Annotated in this window: 15 protein-coding genes; 7 read left to right on the top strand and 8 right to left on the bottom strand. The window is 61.0% G+C overall.

What is annotated here, in order from left to right; translation table 11 throughout:
- Nucleotides 1–15: 15 nt before the first annotated feature.
- From GDV60_RS14840 to GDV60_RS14825, 4 genes are read right to left on the bottom strand one after another with little or no spacing between them, the layout of a single operon-like run.
- Nucleotides 16–1,275 carry an efflux RND transporter periplasmic adaptor subunit gene (locus tag GDV60_RS14840; protein WP_092237170.1) on the bottom strand — a complete coding sequence of 420 codons (1,260 nt, stop codon included), beginning with the start codon at nucleotides 1,273–1,275 and terminating at the stop codon, nucleotides 16–18.
- Complete coding sequence (locus tag GDV60_RS14835; RefSeq protein ID WP_159907865.1) at nucleotides 1,265–2,746, bottom strand: TolC family protein; 1,482 nt, start codon at nucleotides 2,744–2,746, stop codon at nucleotides 1,265–1,267. Before GDV60_RS14835 ends, GDV60_RS14840 begins: the two co-directional genes overlap by 11 nt.
- Entirely contained in the window at nucleotides 2,739–3,938 is a 1,200-nt protein-coding gene (locus GDV60_RS14830) for an ABC transporter permease (RefSeq protein ID WP_159907863.1), read from the bottom strand. The genes GDV60_RS14835 and GDV60_RS14830 overlap by 8 nt, the downstream gene beginning before the upstream one ends.
- Nucleotides 3,935–4,642, bottom strand: a complete 708-nt coding sequence (locus GDV60_RS14825) for an ABC transporter ATP-binding protein (protein ID WP_029291154.1) — start codon at nucleotides 4,640–4,642, stop codon at nucleotides 3,935–3,937. The genes GDV60_RS14830 and GDV60_RS14825 overlap by 4 nt, the downstream gene beginning before the upstream one ends.
- 355 nt (nucleotides 4,643–4,997) lie before the next feature.
- Between GDV60_RS14825 and GDV60_RS14820 the strand changes: the two genes are divergently transcribed.
- On the top strand, nucleotides 4,998–5,753 hold the full coding sequence (locus GDV60_RS14820) for a TetR/AcrR family transcriptional regulator (protein ID WP_029291156.1): 756 nt from the start codon (nucleotides 4,998–5,000) through the stop codon (nucleotides 5,751–5,753).
- 364 nt (nucleotides 5,754–6,117) lie between these two features.
- On the opposite strand, the gene GDV60_RS14815 is transcribed toward GDV60_RS14820, so the two are convergent.
- Both GDV60_RS14815 and GDV60_RS14810 read right to left on the bottom strand, forming a co-directional pair.
- The gene (locus GDV60_RS14815) at nucleotides 6,118–7,179 is read right to left on the bottom strand and encodes an FUSC family protein (RefSeq protein WP_159907860.1); all 1,062 of its coding nucleotides are present in this window, start codon (nucleotides 7,177–7,179) and stop codon (nucleotides 6,118–6,120) included.
- Between the two features lie 87 nt (nucleotides 7,180–7,266).
- The gene (locus GDV60_RS14810) at nucleotides 7,267–8,892 is read right to left on the bottom strand and encodes an NADP-dependent glyceraldehyde-3-phosphate dehydrogenase (RefSeq protein WP_159907857.1); all 1,626 of its coding nucleotides are present in this window, start codon (nucleotides 8,890–8,892) and stop codon (nucleotides 7,267–7,269) included.
- A gap of 140 nt (nucleotides 8,893–9,032) precedes the next feature.
- On the opposite strand from GDV60_RS14810, the gene GDV60_RS14805 reads away from it, so the two are divergent.
- Nucleotides 9,033–9,899, top strand: coding sequence for a Dyp-type peroxidase (locus GDV60_RS14805; RefSeq protein ID WP_159907854.1), 867 nt, complete (start codon nucleotides 9,033–9,035; stop codon nucleotides 9,897–9,899).
- 35 nt (nucleotides 9,900–9,934) lie between these two features.
- On the opposite strand, the gene GDV60_RS14800 is transcribed toward GDV60_RS14805, so the two are convergent.
- The gene (locus GDV60_RS14800; protein WP_104912498.1) at nucleotides 9,935–10,456 is read right to left on the bottom strand and encodes a DUF3087 domain-containing protein; all 522 of its coding nucleotides are present in this window, start codon (nucleotides 10,454–10,456) and stop codon (nucleotides 9,935–9,937) included.
- A gap of 144 nt (nucleotides 10,457–10,600) precedes the next feature.
- On the opposite strand from GDV60_RS14800, the gene GDV60_RS14795 reads away from it, so the two are divergent.
- A complete protein-coding gene (locus GDV60_RS14795; RefSeq protein WP_029291164.1) occupies nucleotides 10,601–10,810 on the top strand; it encodes a DUF6021 family protein in 210 nt (69 codons plus the stop codon).
- A 59-nt stretch (nucleotides 10,811–10,869) separates the two neighbouring features.
- Here GDV60_RS14795 and GDV60_RS14790 read toward each other — a convergent pair whose 3' ends face one another.
- Complete coding sequence (locus tag GDV60_RS14790) at nucleotides 10,870–11,112, bottom strand: DUF6555 family protein (RefSeq protein WP_029291166.1); 243 nt, start codon at nucleotides 11,110–11,112, stop codon at nucleotides 10,870–10,872.
- Nucleotides 11,113–11,272: 160 nt separating this feature from the next.
- Between GDV60_RS14790 and GDV60_RS14785 the strand changes: the two genes are divergently transcribed.
- From GDV60_RS14785 to GDV60_RS14770, 4 genes are all read left to right on the top strand, one after another.
- On the top strand, nucleotides 11,273–12,106 hold the full coding sequence (locus GDV60_RS14785; protein WP_159907851.1) for an arylamine N-acetyltransferase: 834 nt from the start codon (nucleotides 11,273–11,275) through the stop codon (nucleotides 12,104–12,106).
- Between the two features lie 148 nt (nucleotides 12,107–12,254).
- Nucleotides 12,255–13,007, top strand: a complete 753-nt coding sequence (locus GDV60_RS14780; protein ID WP_029291171.1) for an outer membrane beta-barrel protein — start codon at nucleotides 12,255–12,257, stop codon at nucleotides 13,005–13,007.
- A 143-nt stretch (nucleotides 13,008–13,150) separates the two neighbouring features.
- Nucleotides 13,151–13,507: a cytochrome c5 family protein gene (locus GDV60_RS14775; protein WP_070994213.1), complete on the top strand. Its 357-nt coding sequence runs from the start codon at nucleotides 13,151–13,153 to the stop codon at nucleotides 13,505–13,507.
- A gap of 77 nt (nucleotides 13,508–13,584) precedes the next feature.
- On the top strand, nucleotides 13,585–14,913 hold the full coding sequence (locus GDV60_RS14770) for a D-arabinono-1,4-lactone oxidase (RefSeq protein ID WP_178121350.1): 1,329 nt from the start codon (nucleotides 13,585–13,587) through the stop codon (nucleotides 14,911–14,913).
- The last annotated feature ends 29 nt before the right edge of the window (nucleotides 14,914–14,942 follow it).

Genomic DNA, 14,942 nt, shown 5'->3' with positions numbered 1-14,942 from the left:
ACGATACAAAGGGATTCACAAGACAGTTTTGATAAACCCAGGCTGGAGCCCAAACACTTCCACCCCTAGGGCAGTCGATTGTCCCGTGGTGATTTTCACCCGTTCCACCGGCTTGTTCATGGCTGCCCGATATTCCACCGAAAGCCCGCCTGCCTCATGCCTGATCGCCTGGGCCGGGACGATGATCGCCTGCTCATTGTTATAGGTCACGATAGTCAGGCGCGCGCTCATGCCCAGGCGGACCCTTTGCAGCTGTTTCTCGGTCAATTTTGGAATGGCCAGGGTCACCGGGAATTGCGCGCTGCCCTGGCTGTCATTGGCGATCGCCAGGCCGCTGACCACACTGACGGAACCGCTCAGGCGCTCGCCATCAAAACCGTCGCCCATGACTTCCACCGGCTGGCCCTGATGCAGCTGGTTGATATCCAGTTCAGAGACTTTGGCAACGATTTTCAGGCGTTCGATATTGGCCAGCCCGAACAGCACCTGGCCCTGGCCGACCTTGCTTCCCGCCTGCACCGGTGCGTTGCTGCTTGCGCCGCCCTGCGGGGTGTTGCTGCCCGGTGGGGGCACGACAATCCCGGAAAACGGGGCCTTGACCTCCTGGCCTTCGAGCAGCTTGCGCAGGGCCTCGTACTTGACCGTGGCGTTGGTCAACTCCATATCCGCAATCTGTCGGTACTCACCCTTGCCCTGGTCCAGGGCTTGTTGCAGTTCACTGCGCGCGGCAGCCAGATCCAACTGTTGCTGCTGGGCCTGTTGCTTGAGGTCGTCCAATTCGTTGCGCGGGATGATGCCGCGCTTGAACAGGTTCTCGCTTTCAAGCAGTTTGCGCTGGGTGTTGTCGGCACTCATTTGCGAGGTGCGCAGGCCGCGTCGGGCGCGGCTGACGGTGGGGCTGGCGTCCCAGTCCTGCATTTCCTGCACGGTGCGCCGGGCCTTGAGTTGGGTAGACAACGCTTCACGCAGCTGCACTTCAAGGGTAGCGGGGTCCATGCGCAGCAGGACCTGGCCGGCTTCGACCCGTTGGCCCTGTTCCACCAGGTTGGCTTGCACGTTGCCGTCGAAGGGGGCCGTGAGGGTAATGGTGGTGTCGGGTTCGATCCTGCCCACCAGCCCAATCTGGTGTACCAGGGCATCATTTTTTATCTCAAGCCACTGCTCGGCCATGGCGGCCTGGTCGGCGGCAGGCGTTGGGCGGCTGAGCAGCGCAAATGCGCCAGCGCCCAGCAATATCAGCAGTCCAGCGCCCAGCAGGGCTTTTTTAGTAGTCATTGAGGGCGATTTCCCAACTTTCCAAAGTCATGCCCAGCGTCAGGTCGAGCTGGGTCTGGGCATTCAGATAAGCAATCAACGCATTGAGGCGGGAGTTTTCGGCGCTGCGCAAGTCAGCTTCGAAACTCAACACCTGGAAGTTGGTGGAGCGCCCGGCGCCCAGTTTGTCCCGCTCGATCTCGATCTTGCGCCGCGACAGTTCCACGGCCCGCTGGGCAATTTCATACTGGCGCCAGCGGGTGCCGAGGTCACGCACCACGTTATTGACGCTGCGTTCCAGCTCCTGGCGTGCGTCGGTGATCAAGATGGCCTGGTTTTCCACATCCACCCGCGCGCGGACTTCGGCCTGCCGGGTGCTGATATCGCCGATGGGAATACGCACCTGGACACCGGCATAACTGTCCCAGCGCCGATTGCTGGTGCTGCCTGCATCGTTATCGGTATTGGCGCGGATCTGATTGGCGCCGCCCACCAGGTCGACCTGCCAGCGCCCGGAATCCTTGGCCAGCACCAGGTTGAGGTCGGCCTGTTGGCTGCCCAGCAGGGCCGATAGGTATTCGGGCTGCTGGGTTTGCGCCAGGTTGAACGCCTCGCGTTTGTCGATCGCCATCGGCGAGGCTTCGAGGGCTTCGGTGGCGCGGATCGGTGTGGCCAGGTCCAAGGCCAGCAGGCGCAGCAACGACAGGCGACTCATGTCCAACTGGTTCTGGGCTTCCTCGACCCCCAGTTGTTGCGAGGCAATGTCGGCTTCGGTCTGGACGATTTCGAACTCGGCCATGCGCCCGGCAGCGATCAACGCCTTGTTGACCTCCAGCAAGGTGTTGGAGCGCTTGAGCGCTTGCTGGGCGATGCTCAGTTGCTCCTGGGCGCGCAGCAATTCGCGGTAGGTGGCGATGATCTGGCTGATGGTCTGCGCGACGTTGGCCTTGAGGTTCAAGCGGTTGGCCTGCTCGGAAAGGCGCGATAAGCGCAGCGGTGCGGTGGTGGCGTCCCAACCGGCACCGCGCATCAGCGGTTGGATGATGGCCAGGTCCAGGCCGTCGCTGCGGTAGCGCCCGGCGCGGTTGGCGTTGTTCAGTTGCTGGGTCCAGCCCATGCTCAGCCGAGTGCCGTATTCGCCAAGCAAGCTGGTGGTGGGCGCCAGGTTGGCGTTACGAGCGCGGTCGTCACTGCCTTGGGTGGTGCGGTAGGCACTGTTGAGCACCAGCTTGGGGTTGAAGGCATCTTCGGCCACCCGCAGGTCGAATTTCTGTGCCACCCGTTGCAGGTACGCGCTGCGAATCGCCGGGTTGTTGCGCAGGCCCAGGTACACCGCATCGCCCAGGGTCAAGGTGGTGAGTTGGGCATTGAGCGAGACACTGCGCTCATAGCCGCTGCGTGTGGTGGTCGGCGCCGAAGGGCGGATCACGATATCGGCGGCCACACAGGGCAGGCTCACCAGGGCGATCAGCAACAGCCAGAGTTTATTCATCGCGCAGGGCCTCCACCGGCTGCAAGCGAGACGCCGAGACGGCCGGGTAAAGGCCGAAAAACAACCCCACCAGCAACGTACTGCCCACCCCCAGAGGCAAGGCCGACACGGCCAGGGCAAACTGCCAGCCCGACAGCCAGGCGTAGAGATAAGCCGCGCCCATGCCCAGCACCGCGCCGCACAGCGCACCGACGGCGGTGAGGGTAACGGCTTCGAGCAGGAACAGGTTGCGAATATCGCGCTGGCGCGCCCCCAGGGCCATGCGAATGCCGATTTCCCGGCGCCGTTGCGAGACGTTCATCAGCATCACATTCATCACGCCGACGCCGCCGCCCACCAGGGAGATCGCCCCCAGGGCCAGTAACAGATAGGCGAATGTGCGGCTTTGGCGGGTCATGCCGTCGATCATTTGCTGGGGGATCTGGATCTCGACGGTGTGGTCTGTGAGTTGAGCGCCCAAGGCGTGGGTGGCGTCGGCGGCGATACGCTCCATGTCCTGGCCGGCGGACGCGCGCAGGATCACGCTGCCAACCTGCGGCGCAGAATAGATGCGGCGCATGCCAGGCGCCGGGATAAACAGTGAGTCGTTGGTTTGCACCGGAATCAGCATTGATCGCGGCTGGTTCTGCAGGATGCCGATGATCAAGAACAGATAGTCGTTGACCCGCACCCGGTCACCCAGGCGCAGTGGGTCGCCGGGCGTGCTCAACGCCTGGGCGATCTGGTCGCCGACCACGGCGTAGGTTTCGCCGTTATCGAACTCGGACAGGAAGCGGCCTTCGCGCAGTACCAGGCGCATCGCATCCTTGAGGCCAGGCGTACTGCCAATCAAGCCGGCGTTGGTGGTGCGACCATGAAAGATGACCGGCCCGCTGAACGAGGAAATGGCACCGATGTGGAGGATGCCCGGCACGGCCTGGCGCACGGCTTGCAGGTTGAGGCTGGTGGGCATCTTCGCGGTGCTGTTGCCCTTGGGCGGGAACTGGGCCACCAGGGTATCGGTGCCCATGTCCTTGAAAATCATCGCCGCATCCTCGGCGGCGTTATGCCCGATATTGATCAGCGCGACCACCGATGAACTGCCGATGACAATCCCCAACAAGGCCAGGATGGAGCGCTTACCCAGGGTTCGCAGGCTCACAAATGCTTCGTGCAGCAACTGGCTCAGGCTCTGTTCGACCCGCAGGCTCATACGCACTCTGCCTGATGAACCACGCCGTTGCGTACCAGGATCTGGCGATTCAGGCGTTCGGCGATCTGCGCATCATGGGTGACGATGATCAGCGTGACGCCTTGCTCGCGGTTCAGGGCCAGCAGCAGGTCCATGATGTCTTGGGCGGTGTGGCTGTCGAGGTTGCCGGTGGGTTCGTCGGCCAGAATCACCGCCGGCGCGCCTACCAGTGCCCGGGCAATCGCCACCCGCTGGCGCTGGCCGCCGGACAAATCGGCGGGGCGATGATGGGCCCTGTCGGCCAGGCCAACCTGCTCCAGCATATGCAGGGCCTGCACTACCGATTCCTGGCGCGACACGCCGCGATAAGCCAGGGGCAGGGCGACATTGTCCAGGGCGCTGAGACGCGGCAGTAGGTTGAAGCTCTGGAAGACAAACCCGATCTGCTGGTTGCGCAGTGCGGCCAGCTGGTCCGGTGTAGCGTTGAAAATGTCGTGGCCGGCAAAGCGGTAGGCGCCGCAGTCCGGAAGGTCCAGCAGGCCGAGGATATTGAGCAGGGTACTTTTGCCGGAGCCGGATGCGCCGAGGATGCCGCAGCTGTCGCCACGGGCGATGGACAGGCTGACGTCGTTGAGAATGGCCAGGTGCTGGCCAGCCAATTGATAGCTTTTACCGATGCCTTGCAGGGAAATGAAGCCTGGGAGCGTTGGGGTATCTGTCATCATGACTACGCCTTGCGCTGCGGCAATCCGGCCTATCCCTGAAAATATTTGAAACATGTTCAGGAACCGCACCGCGGCTGCCAGCAACTGGTTTTTATTCTTCTTTTAAAAACATTGTTTGAATAGTAACCGTGATCCAGCGGCTTCGCCAGCCACAGAGATAGAGCGGGTTTTTCTGGTTATGGAGCCGATTCTGGCCTTTGGAAAACGCTTGGGCCCACCCTGGGGGGAACGTTTACAGGGCGACCCGGCCTGGGTTTGGATAGTATGGCGTACTGTCACTACTTGCTTTCGGACACCCGCCCCGGTATAAAAAATCAAATTTTTTTTTAAAACATATTTCCTCCGTGGAACTTATATGGTCGCGAAGAAACTCAGCGCTCCAAATGTAACCAAGACTCGACTGCTGGATGCGACAGAGGCTCTCTTCATCAAGTACGGCTACGACGCCGTGTTGTTGCGGCAAATCACCGAGAAGGCTCAGGTCAATCTCGCCGCGGTCAATTATCACTTCGGGGACAAGGATTCCCTGATGAAAACGTTATTGATGCAACGCCTGGAGCCGCTCAACGAGCAGCGCCTGGAGTTGCTCGCCCGCTGCGAGGCGGAGTCTGACGGCCCGCTCGATTGCGATACCTTGCTCGGCGTATTGTTCGCCCCGGCCATGGGCCTGGAGCGCAGTGATCCGGCCAGCGGCGAAGGGCGTTCCTTCATCCGGTTCCTGGGTCGGGTCTACAGCGACACTTCGCCCTTCATCCAGGAATACCTCAAGGTCCATTACCAGCCGGTGTTCCAGCGCTTCTTCGAAGCCTTCGCCCTGGCGTTGCCCGACCTGCCGCGCAATGAGCTGGGGGTGCGCCTGCAATTTGCCCTCAAGGCGATTTCCGGGGTGATGGCCGGCACCGAGCTGCGCCTGCTGATGAACTCCATGAGCCTGGGACGCCCGGCGACCGACGCGGAAGTCATGGCCAAGCTGATCACGCTGGTCTCGGCGGCCATTCGTGTGCCACAGCAAAGCCCGGAAGCCGAAACGGCGCTGGGGCGGGTACTCGATACCCAGCGGGCGATTCGTGAACAGTCGGCGCTGCCGGCGAGCAGCAAAGTCGCCCGCTGAACCCGTCGCAATCAAATGGAGTAGTCCCCACTACCTCTCGTGGCAAGCCCGCTCGCCACACAAGTACGGCCATCTAAGTGAAATATAGTTGTTTAAAATCAATAGCTTATTTACTTTTGACAAGAGTGGTGGGCGACTCGGCTTCACCGGCATATCGATTCGGCTCTATCGCCTGCGCTAGGCTCAACAGGTGCTCGCACAGGTTTGGCGGTGCTGTTCTGATCAAATCGCGCGCAAAAAAAAAGCCCGCTGGGGCGGCGGGCTTGATATGCAACATTTGTAACGGATGAGGCTTCACCTTACGTTTGCGGATGTGAATAAAACGTGAAAAAAATGTGGATCCAATATTATTTCGCAACGCTTTTCAGATATTCCACGCCTTGACACTTTTCGCCAGTCGCGCATGCATTTCATCGATATTTGCCGCCAGTTGCGCCGTCAACATTCGATAACCATCCAGCGCACTGTGCACGGGAGTATCCGGCGACGGCTGTTCGGCGGGGACCGGGCTGGCCCGCTCCAGGCGTTGCGCGGCGCCGGTTTGTAGTGCCCGCGCCATTGCGATCAACTGCACGCGAATTTGCCGGTGCTGCGTTTTGAGCGCCAGTTGCAAGCGCGCCATGCCCTGTTCATCTCGTGGATCGGGACGGGTGTTACCGAGAATTTCCAGGGTGCTGATGCACATCCGTAGATGCCGCTGGATCGCGTCCAGTTCGGTCATGGAAATCCGCACTTCCTTGGACACCGACGGCATCAACGAGCGCAGTTGCAGCATCGCCGCATTCAAGCGGTTGAGCAGCTTGAGATGTTCATCATCGGTGACCGACTGGCCACTGATGATCCGGCTGTAAATGGCGGCGCAATCACGCAGCGCACTGGCCAGGTTGTAGCGCCAGGAATACACCGCATACAGCGGCAGGGCGAAGGAAAATGCCAGGGCCAGGGCGATGCCGATCAGGATATCCACGGTGCGCCACAGGCCATCGGACAGCGGGTTAGCCCCATGCCCAGCCACGATAAACACGGTAATCGCCGACAGCAGTGCGGTGTATCCACCCTTGCCGATGGCGTGATAGGAAAAGAATCCGCACACCACTGACATCAGCAGATAAGTGAGCAGTGGCTGGCCCACATACGCTTCTTGCACCACCAGCAACAGGCCGACGCTGGCACCGATCAGCGTGCCATAGGCCCGCTCCACGGCTTTCTTGCCGATGTTGCCGTGGTGCTGCAAGCCGCCGATGACCACCAGCATGGTCACCGAGGCCCATTCGCCATGGGGCAGGTTCAGACCGGTGGTGAGCAGGATGGTGGCCAGCAGGCCGATGGACACGCGCACGGCGTGGATCAGCTTGGCGTTGCGATAGCGGCGATAGGGGTCGAGCAGGGGCCGCAACAGGCGGCGGGCGAAGGGCGGCAGGTTCATCGGGATTAAGAGGGCCTCATCTATAGATGTCATGCAGTCCAATGTGGGAGTGGGCTTGCCCGCTCCCACATTGGAGCAATGTCGAATCTAGAAAATATAGTCGGTGGTCAGGAAGCTCGACGCCCGGTCACGAATGATATCGCTGATCAGGGCCTTGTTGCTGTCCTGGAACTTGGTTGCCACCAGGGTGCGTATCGAGAACACCCGCAACGCGTCATGCACCGACAGCGTGCCTTCGGCCGAGTTCTTGCGACCATTGAACGGGAACGTATCGGGGCCACGCTGGCATTGGGCGTTGATATTGATCCGGCCCACCTGGTTGGCGAAGGTGTCCACCAGGCGCCCGACTTGCGCCGGGTCGGTGCCAAAAATACTCAGCTGTTGGCCGAAATCCGACTCCAGTACGTAGTCGATCACCGTGTCCAGGTCGCGATAGGGCACGATGGGCACCACCGGGCCAAACTGCTCCTCGTGATACACACGCATCTGCGGGTTCACCGGGTACAGCACCGCCGGGTAGAAGAACGAGCCATGGCTGGCACCTCCATTGGCGTTCACCACCGTGGCCCCGTGTTGCGCGGCATCGGCCACCAGCCCATTGAGGTAATCCACCTTGCCTACCTCCGGCAACGGTGTCAGCGACACACCGTCCTCCCAGGGCATGCCCGGCTTGAGGGTGGCGAGCTTCTGGTTGAATTTTTCGATGAAACGCTCGACCACCGCTTCATGCACAAACAGGATTTTCAAGGCGGTGCAACGCTGGCCGTTGAACGACAGTGAACCGGTGACGGCTTCGTTGACCGCGTTATCCAGATCGACCTCCGGCAATACGATGCCGGGGTTTTTCGCATCCAGCCCCAGGGCCGCGCGCAGGCGATGGGGGCGAGGGTGCAGCTTCTTCAAATCACTGGCGGCCTTGTTGGTGCCGATAAACGCAAAGATATCCACCTTGCCGCTGGCCATCAGCGCACTGACGGTTTCGCGGCCGCTGCCATAGATCACATTGATGACCCCGGCCGGGAAACTGTCGCGAAAGGCCTCCAGCAACGGACGGATCAGCAGCACGCCAAGCTTGGCCGGCTTGAACACCACGGTGTTGCCCATGATCAGCGCCGGGATCAGCGTGGTGAAGGTTTCGTTGAGCGGGTAGTTGTAGGGGCCCATGCACAGTGCCACGCCCATGGGCACGCGGCGGATCTGCCCCAGGGTGTCCTGTTCCAGCTCGAAGCGGCTGGAGCGGCGGTCCAGCTCCTTTAGGGCATTGATGGTGTCGGTGATGTAGTCGCAGGTGCGGTCGAATTCTTTCTGGGAATCCTTGAGGTTCTTGCCGATTTCCCACATCAGTAGTTTCACCACGGCATCGCGCTGTTCGCGCATGCGGCGCAAAAAAGCCTCGACGTGCTGGATCCGCTCGACCACACGCATGGTCGGCCATTGGCCCTGGCCACGATCATAGGCTCGCACCGCAGCGTCGAGGGCGAGCAGGGCGGTGTCGGCATCCAGCAGGGGGGTGCTGCCGATAATCACTGGCGTGTCACCATCAGCGCCGACCAATTGGACCGGGCTGCGCACTTGGGCCAAGGGGCCGTTCCAGGTGCGCAACTGGCCGTCGACCAGATAGTCGCGCTGTTCGATGGGGGCGGCGAGGCGAAATTGTTCGGGAATGTCGTTGGCGGTGGGAAACAGATTGGCAAGCAGGTGATTGGTGGTCATGTCGCTACCCCTGGAGTGGTTGCACAGCTTGAGTCAGAGATTCCCCCATCCGAGGGCTCTGTTGCAAGGCTTACGCGCATTTCCCTACGCACAGTGGGGCTGTGCCGGGTAAACTACGCGGCTTTCTTGAAGGAGTTCATATGAGTCAGTACCAGCCGGGCATTCTTGCCGCACCGGTGCCATTGCAGGCACGCCATCTGTTTTTTGCCATCGAGTCCATTGACGCCGTGCCGGCAGCGCTCGACGCGCTGGTGCAGTTGGTCGACTCGGCAGTGGTGGTGGGGTTGGGTGAACCGCTGGTCAAGGCCCTTGGCGCACAGATCGAAGGGTTGCGCAGTTTCCCGCAGATCTCGGGGCCTGCTGCCCACAACCCGTCCACGCAGCAGGCGTTGTGGTGCTGGCTGCATGGCGAAGACCGGGGTGAATTGCTGTTGCGTAGCCGGGCCTTTGAGAAAGCCCTGGCACCGGCGTTTCGCTTGGTGCAGATGACTGAAGGTTTCCGCTACAAGACCGGTTTTGACCTGACCGACTACGAAGACGGCACCGAAAACCCCCACGACGACGCCGCCGTCGAAGCCGCCGTCGCCGGCAGCGGCGCCAGCTTTGCCGCGATCCAGCAATGGCAGCACGACCTGGATGGTTTCGCCGCCTTGCCGGCCCAGGAGCGCGACCACATCATCGGGCGTCGCCATGGCGATAACGAAGAACTGGACGACGCCCCCGAGTCCGCCCACGTCAAGCGCACCGCCCAGGAGAGCTTCACCCCCGAAGCCTTTGTGGTGCGCCGCTCCATGCCCTGGGCCGAAAATGGCCAGGCGGGGTTGATGTTCCTCGCGTTCGGCCACTCCTTCGATGCCTTTGAGGCCCAGTTACGCCGCATGAGCGGCCTGGAAGACGGGATTGTCGATGGCCTGTACCGCATCAGCACGCCGTTGACCGGTGGCTACTACTGGTGCCCGCCGCTCAAGGACGGGCACCTGGACCTTGGCGCGATCTTCCCCGCCTGACCCCTGTAGGAGCCCGCTTGCGGGCTCCTACAAGGTCAGTTGTCCTTCATGGCCTTCAGCCACGCTGGATCCAGGCGTGTTTGTTCGGCCTTGATCCCCAGCGCCTTCATCTGCGCCTTATGCTTTTCGATCTCACCGACCAACTGCGCCTGTGCGCTGGAATTGGCGTCCAGCTCGTGCATCTGCGTCAACCCCAAGTGATAGAACCGCAGCAATTTGAGCGCCGTCGGATCGTTGGCCTGTACCCGTTCGGTCACCTTGTGCATCACGTTGGTCACCCGCATCAGGTTGCGCTTGAGCTGCCAGCCATAGACCGCCGGCGCCAGCCACGCCTGCGACCAGAGCGGGCCACGGACCAAGGCAATGGTCAGCACCACCCCAGCCACCACGCCACCGATATTGAAGCGGAAGTTGTCACCACCGGGCTCGCCAAACAGCATCACGGCCAGGCTCGACAGCAGCATGGCCAGGGCGACGAAGATCACCGCGACGATCAACGTACTGCGGCGGGTCTGCTGGCGATAGGTTTGCGGATCGACGGGTTTGATCTCAAACATGCGGGATGCAGTCTCCATGAGCTAAGTAGGGGTATTGCGCGGCGCGGCATCTTCTCACGGTTTGTAGGCGGGCGTGAGAAAGTTGAACGATGGCGGCCAGGGTTTTCTCTAATAGCTGTATGCATCGTAAGCAAGGCGAAGGAGATGACTGTGACTGAACAATCGAAAAAGCCTGATGGCCCGCACTCGTCGGAACATGCCAGTGATCAGCACGACTTGGGTTTTGACCCGGACTCCCCGGATCTGGCCGACCCGCAGGTAGACCCGGTCGGCCCGGCCATTGCCCCGCTGGACAAGAAACACAAAGCCGGCAAGCAGCCGGCTTATGATCCGTTGGGCAATCTAAAGCCATAGCGGCCTGTGGCGAGGGGCGATACGGCGTCTTCGCCAGCCCCTTGCCAAGCCCCCAGCGACTACAGGCGCTGGGGTGCGATCCAGGTAACTTCGGTGATGCCGTATTTCTCCGCCCATGGCCGGGTGGTTTTCTTGGTGCGTTCATGGCCCTGACGGCCAATGCGCCCGACGTGGGCCACCCCGGCATCACAGCTGGCCCAATGCCATGCTTCGGCGTTGTTCATCACCTCCGCCCGCACCACAAAGGACTTGGGTTCGCCGTGCAGCCTGTAATGGATGGTGTAGATCGTTGCCGTGCCCATATTGCCTCCCTGTTTTGATATGGAGTTGATGCAATTAGGTTCAGAAAGGTTCAGAAAGTTTGTGGTGTGACACGCCGACCTCTTGCTACAGATCAGTATTGGCAGCGGCACCGGTTACAGGTATTAGTGAAACCTTCGCTCTACGCCCAAGGAATGCGCCATGCACCAGGATTCACCGAGCCTGTCTCACAGCAGCCTGTACCTGCAACGCCTGGGGTATGACACACCGCCAGCGCCTACCTTGGAGACCCTGGCCCAGTTGCAATTGCGCCATGTCAGTACCTTCGTTTTCGAAAGCCTTTGCACCTTTTTGCAGGTGCCGGTCCCCATTGATCTGGCCAGCGTCGAACAAAAAGTCCTGCTCAACGGGCGAGGTGGCTACTGCTACGAGCTCAACCAGATGTTCCTGGCGTTGCTGCAAGAACTGGGCTTCGACGCACGGGGTATCACTGGCCGCGTGGTGATGGGCGGGCCACCCGATGCGTTGACCGCCCGCACGCATCGCCTGACCCTGGTGACCCTGGACGGTGAACGCTACATCACCGATGTCGGCTTTGGTGGCATGGTGCCGACCAGCCCCCTGCGCCTGGACGATCAGGCGCCCCAGGCCACCGCCCATGAACCCTATCGACTGACCTCGAATGCCGGCAGCTACACGTTATGGGCCCAGGTTGGCGAGGAATGGCGCGGGCTATACGTGTTCGACCTGCAGCCGCAGTCGCACTTCGACTACGAAATCGGCAACTGGTACGTATCCACTCACCCTGACTCGCCGTTCCTCGGGCAGTTGAAAGTGGCCCTTATCGGACCAGGGCTGCGGCGTACCTTGAACAATGCCCACTACGCCGTTCACCACCTGGGCCGGGACAGTGAGAAACGTCGGATCACCGATGTCGACAAACTGTTGGCCGTGCTGCAAGAGGCGTTCGGTTTGCACCTGCCCGAGCACCCACAGCTACGCCCGAAATTGGCGCAGTTATTGGCCGATACGTGATAAGCCCGCTCAAAGAGGCTTGATCCAGAGCCTTCGCTGAAGCGTTTTACCTCCAAATCAAGGCAAATTAATTCGAACCTTTCGCGCCGCAGGGGGTTCGAACCGGTTCCTGAATAATTTGCCCACCCTAAAATGGAGATGTAAGACGATGTCCAAACTATTCGGAAAAATCCTCAAGAATTCTTCGATCCTGGCCTTGGTTGCTGCACCGGCCGTGGTCTTCGCTGCACCGTCCACCGACCCGATTTCCACCTTCGGTATCCTGGGCGCCTACAACGACTTCAAGCTTGAAGGCGGCAGCGAAAGCGAAAAGGACCATATGCCCGAAGCCGGCGTGTTCTATAACTTCGGCAACAAGCTGACCGCCGAATCCGGCTTTATCTACCAGGCCGGTGTAGACGCCAAGTTCGGCAAGAAAAGCGACAACAAGCTCAAGGAAGGCCAGGCAGACCTCGACCTGGGTTGGCGCGCCGCGCTGGATGCACGCAACTTTGTCGATGTGCTGGTCGGTGGTGGTTATAGCTGGACTCGCTATGAACCAGACTCCGACGACTACGACATGAAACTCACCAGCAAGTCGCCGTTTGCCAAGGCTGCGGTGGGGTACAACCATCAGTTCGACAGCATGACCATGCGCGTCGAAGTCGGCGCCCGCCACACCCTCGACGGCCGCGCCAAGCTCAAGGTCGACGGCATTGGCAGCGATACCGTGGACCTCAAGGACCGCACCAACCCTTACGCCGAAGTCAGCCTGCTGATGAACCAGAACGGCGACCTGCCAGTGATGGCTGGCCTGTACTACACCCGCACCGAGTACAAGCTCGATGCGGATTCGGAAGTGGCCGATAACACCAAGCTCAAGCGCGATGAGTACGGCTTCAAGGTCGGCCTGGCTTTCTAAGCCGGCTGTTACGGGCGCCGGCTTCGCCGGTCGCCCAACCCTGTCCGCCCAAGCCCCCTTTATGTCCGCCAATACCCTCAACACCGCGCCGCCACTGACTTAGTGTGAACCCAGCTGTTCATACCTAAAAAGAGAGGGTGGCTATGTGGTCTACGACCTCCTGTCGCATCGGTTTGCTGCTGGCCTTGCTTGGCCTGCTGTCAGCCTGTGACGACAAACCGCAACAGACTACGGCGCGCAACGCCGTACCCACCGATCCGACCCTGGCCCAGCTTTACGACAGCAGTTGCAAACTCTGCCACGCCAACCCGGCATCCGGCGCGCCACTGACCGGCGATAGCCAGGCCTGGAGCCCGCGTGTCGCCCAGGGCGCGGATACGCTGTTGGACCATACCCTCAACGGCTACAACGGCATGCCGCCGATGGGCCTGTGCATGCAGTGCTCCGAGGAGCAGTTCCTGGGGCTGATCGGTTTCATGGCCGGTGTTCATATCCAATAACAACAATGGGGTAGGTGATGGTGCTTTCACGCAGGCAACTGTTGCAGCGCTCGGCGGTGGCCGGTGCATTTCTGGCTATGAGCAGTAACCCGGCGCTGGCGCAATTGGCCCGGGCACCGCGCTTGATCCCCTGGCGTAACTGGTCGGGGGCACAAAGCTGCCTGCCCCTTGAGCGGCTGGCACCCAAGGACCTGGGGGAGTTGGTAAAGGCCATTCGCCAGGCGCCGGGCAAGATCCGTCCAGTGGGCTCGGGTCACTCGTTCAGTGCCTTGGTGCCGACTGATGGCACATTACTCTCGCTGAGCTTTTTCAACGGCTTGCTCGACCACGACGCCAGCACCCTGCAAGCCACCTTCGCTGCTGGCACACCCATGTCACGCATGGGGCCAGCGCTCAAGGCGGTCGGCCAGGCGTTGCCGAACATGGCAGACATCGACTACCAGACGCTGGCGGGGGCCATTAGCACCTCGACCCATGGCACTGGCGTCGGGTTTTCCTCGTATTCCGCCGGTGTCACCGGCCTGCAACTGGTGACGGCCCAGGGCGAAGTGCTGGACTGCGACGCCAACCGTGAGCGCGAGGTGTTCAGTGCCGCGAGGGTGTCACTGGGCGCGCTGGGCGTGGCCACCCGCGTGCGCCTGCAAAACCGCACGCCTTACCGCCTGCGGGAGCGCCAATGGATCGCCCGCACCGAAGAACTGCTGGAGGATGTGGCGAAAAACACCCGGGAAAACCAGCATTGGGAGATGCTGGTGGTAACACATTCGGACTACGCCTTGTCCATCGCCCTCAACGAGACCACCGACGCTCCGACCCCACCGATCGATCCGGCAGAGGCGGGCGGCAATGAGTTTGTATCGATCATCGAAAACCTCGACAAATACGCCAGCGACTTTCCCCAGGCACGCCGCACGCTGCTCAACAGCCTGCGCTATTTCGCCAGTTTCCAGGACCGGGTGGCCGAGTCATTCGAAATCTACGCCAACATACGCAACGTGCGTTTCAACGAGATGGAGTATTCGGTGCCCGCCGAGCATGGCCCGGCCTGCCTGCGGGAAATCCTCAAGCTGATTCGCGACAAGGACCTGCGCACCTGGTTTCCCATCGAGTACCGCTACGTCAAGGCCGATGATATTCCCCTGAGCATGTTTGAAGGCCGCGACAGCTGTTCGATCTCGGTGCACCAGCACTACACCATGGACCACCACAACTTCTTCGCGGCCGTCGAGCCGATCTTCTGGAAATACGCCGGGCGGCCGCATTGGGGCAAATTGCACACCCTCAATGCCCGCACCTTGCAGGCCCTGTACCCGCGCTGGAATGAGTTCGCGCGAGTGCGCCAGGCCCTCGACCCCGGCGGCAAATTCCTTAATGCACACCTGTCATCCATCCTGGGAGTTGCCTGATGAATCGCAGACACTTCATGGCCGGTACC

Source organism: Pseudomonas sp. DTU12.1 (assembly GCF_009873475.1).
In the GTDB taxonomy this organism is placed as follows: Bacteria; Pseudomonadota; Gammaproteobacteria; order Pseudomonadales; family Pseudomonadaceae; genus Aquipseudomonas; species Aquipseudomonas proteolytica.
This window is presented reverse-complemented; position numbering and strand designations above follow the sequence as displayed.

What these genes read in the sequence shown, in the direction of transcription:
- GDV60_RS14790 (WP_029291166.1), bottom strand. Translation starts at nt 11,112, where the DNA reads ATGGGCACGGCAACGATCTACACCATCCATTACAGGCTGCACGGCGAA.
- GDV60_RS14835 (WP_159907865.1), bottom strand. Translation starts at nt 2,746, where the DNA reads ATGAATAAACTCTGGCTGTTGCTGATCGCCCTGGTGAGCCTGCCCTGT.
- GDV60_RS14815 (WP_159907860.1), bottom strand. Translation starts at nt 7,179, where the DNA reads ATGAACCTGCCGCCCTTCGCCCGCCGCCTGTTGCGGCCCCTGCTCGAC.
- GDV60_RS14830 (WP_159907863.1), bottom strand. Translation starts at nt 3,938, where the DNA reads ATGAGCCTGCGGGTCGAACAGAGCCTGAGCCAGTTGCTGCACGAAGCA.
- GDV60_RS14840 (WP_092237170.1), bottom strand. Translation starts at nt 1,275, where the DNA reads ATGACTACTAAAAAAGCCCTGCTGGGCGCTGGACTGCTGATATTGCTG.
- GDV60_RS14820 (WP_029291156.1), top strand. Translation starts at nt 4,998, where the DNA reads ATGGTCGCGAAGAAACTCAGCGCTCCAAATGTAACCAAGACTCGACTG.
- GDV60_RS14795 (WP_029291164.1), top strand. Translation starts at nt 10,601, where the DNA reads ATGACTGTGACTGAACAATCGAAAAAGCCTGATGGCCCGCACTCGTCG.
- GDV60_RS14805 (WP_159907854.1), top strand. Translation starts at nt 9,033, where the DNA reads ATGAGTCAGTACCAGCCGGGCATTCTTGCCGCACCGGTGCCATTGCAG.
- GDV60_RS14775 (WP_070994213.1), top strand. Translation starts at nt 13,151, where the DNA reads ATGTGGTCTACGACCTCCTGTCGCATCGGTTTGCTGCTGGCCTTGCTT.
- GDV60_RS14780 (WP_029291171.1), top strand. Translation starts at nt 12,255, where the DNA reads ATGTCCAAACTATTCGGAAAAATCCTCAAGAATTCTTCGATCCTGGCC.
- GDV60_RS14810 (WP_159907857.1), bottom strand. Translation starts at nt 8,892, where the DNA reads ATGACCACCAATCACCTGCTTGCCAATCTGTTTCCCACCGCCAACGAC.
- GDV60_RS14825 (WP_029291154.1), bottom strand. Translation starts at nt 4,642, where the DNA reads ATGATGACAGATACCCCAACGCTCCCAGGCTTCATTTCCCTGCAAGGC.
- GDV60_RS14770 (WP_178121350.1), top strand. Translation starts at nt 13,585, where the DNA reads ATGAGCAGTAACCCGGCGCTGGCGCAATTGGCCCGGGCACCGCGCTTG.
- GDV60_RS14785 (WP_159907851.1), top strand. Translation starts at nt 11,273, where the DNA reads ATGCACCAGGATTCACCGAGCCTGTCTCACAGCAGCCTGTACCTGCAA.
- GDV60_RS14800 (WP_104912498.1), bottom strand. Translation starts at nt 10,456, where the DNA reads ATGTTTGAGATCAAACCCGTCGATCCGCAAACCTATCGCCAGCAGACC.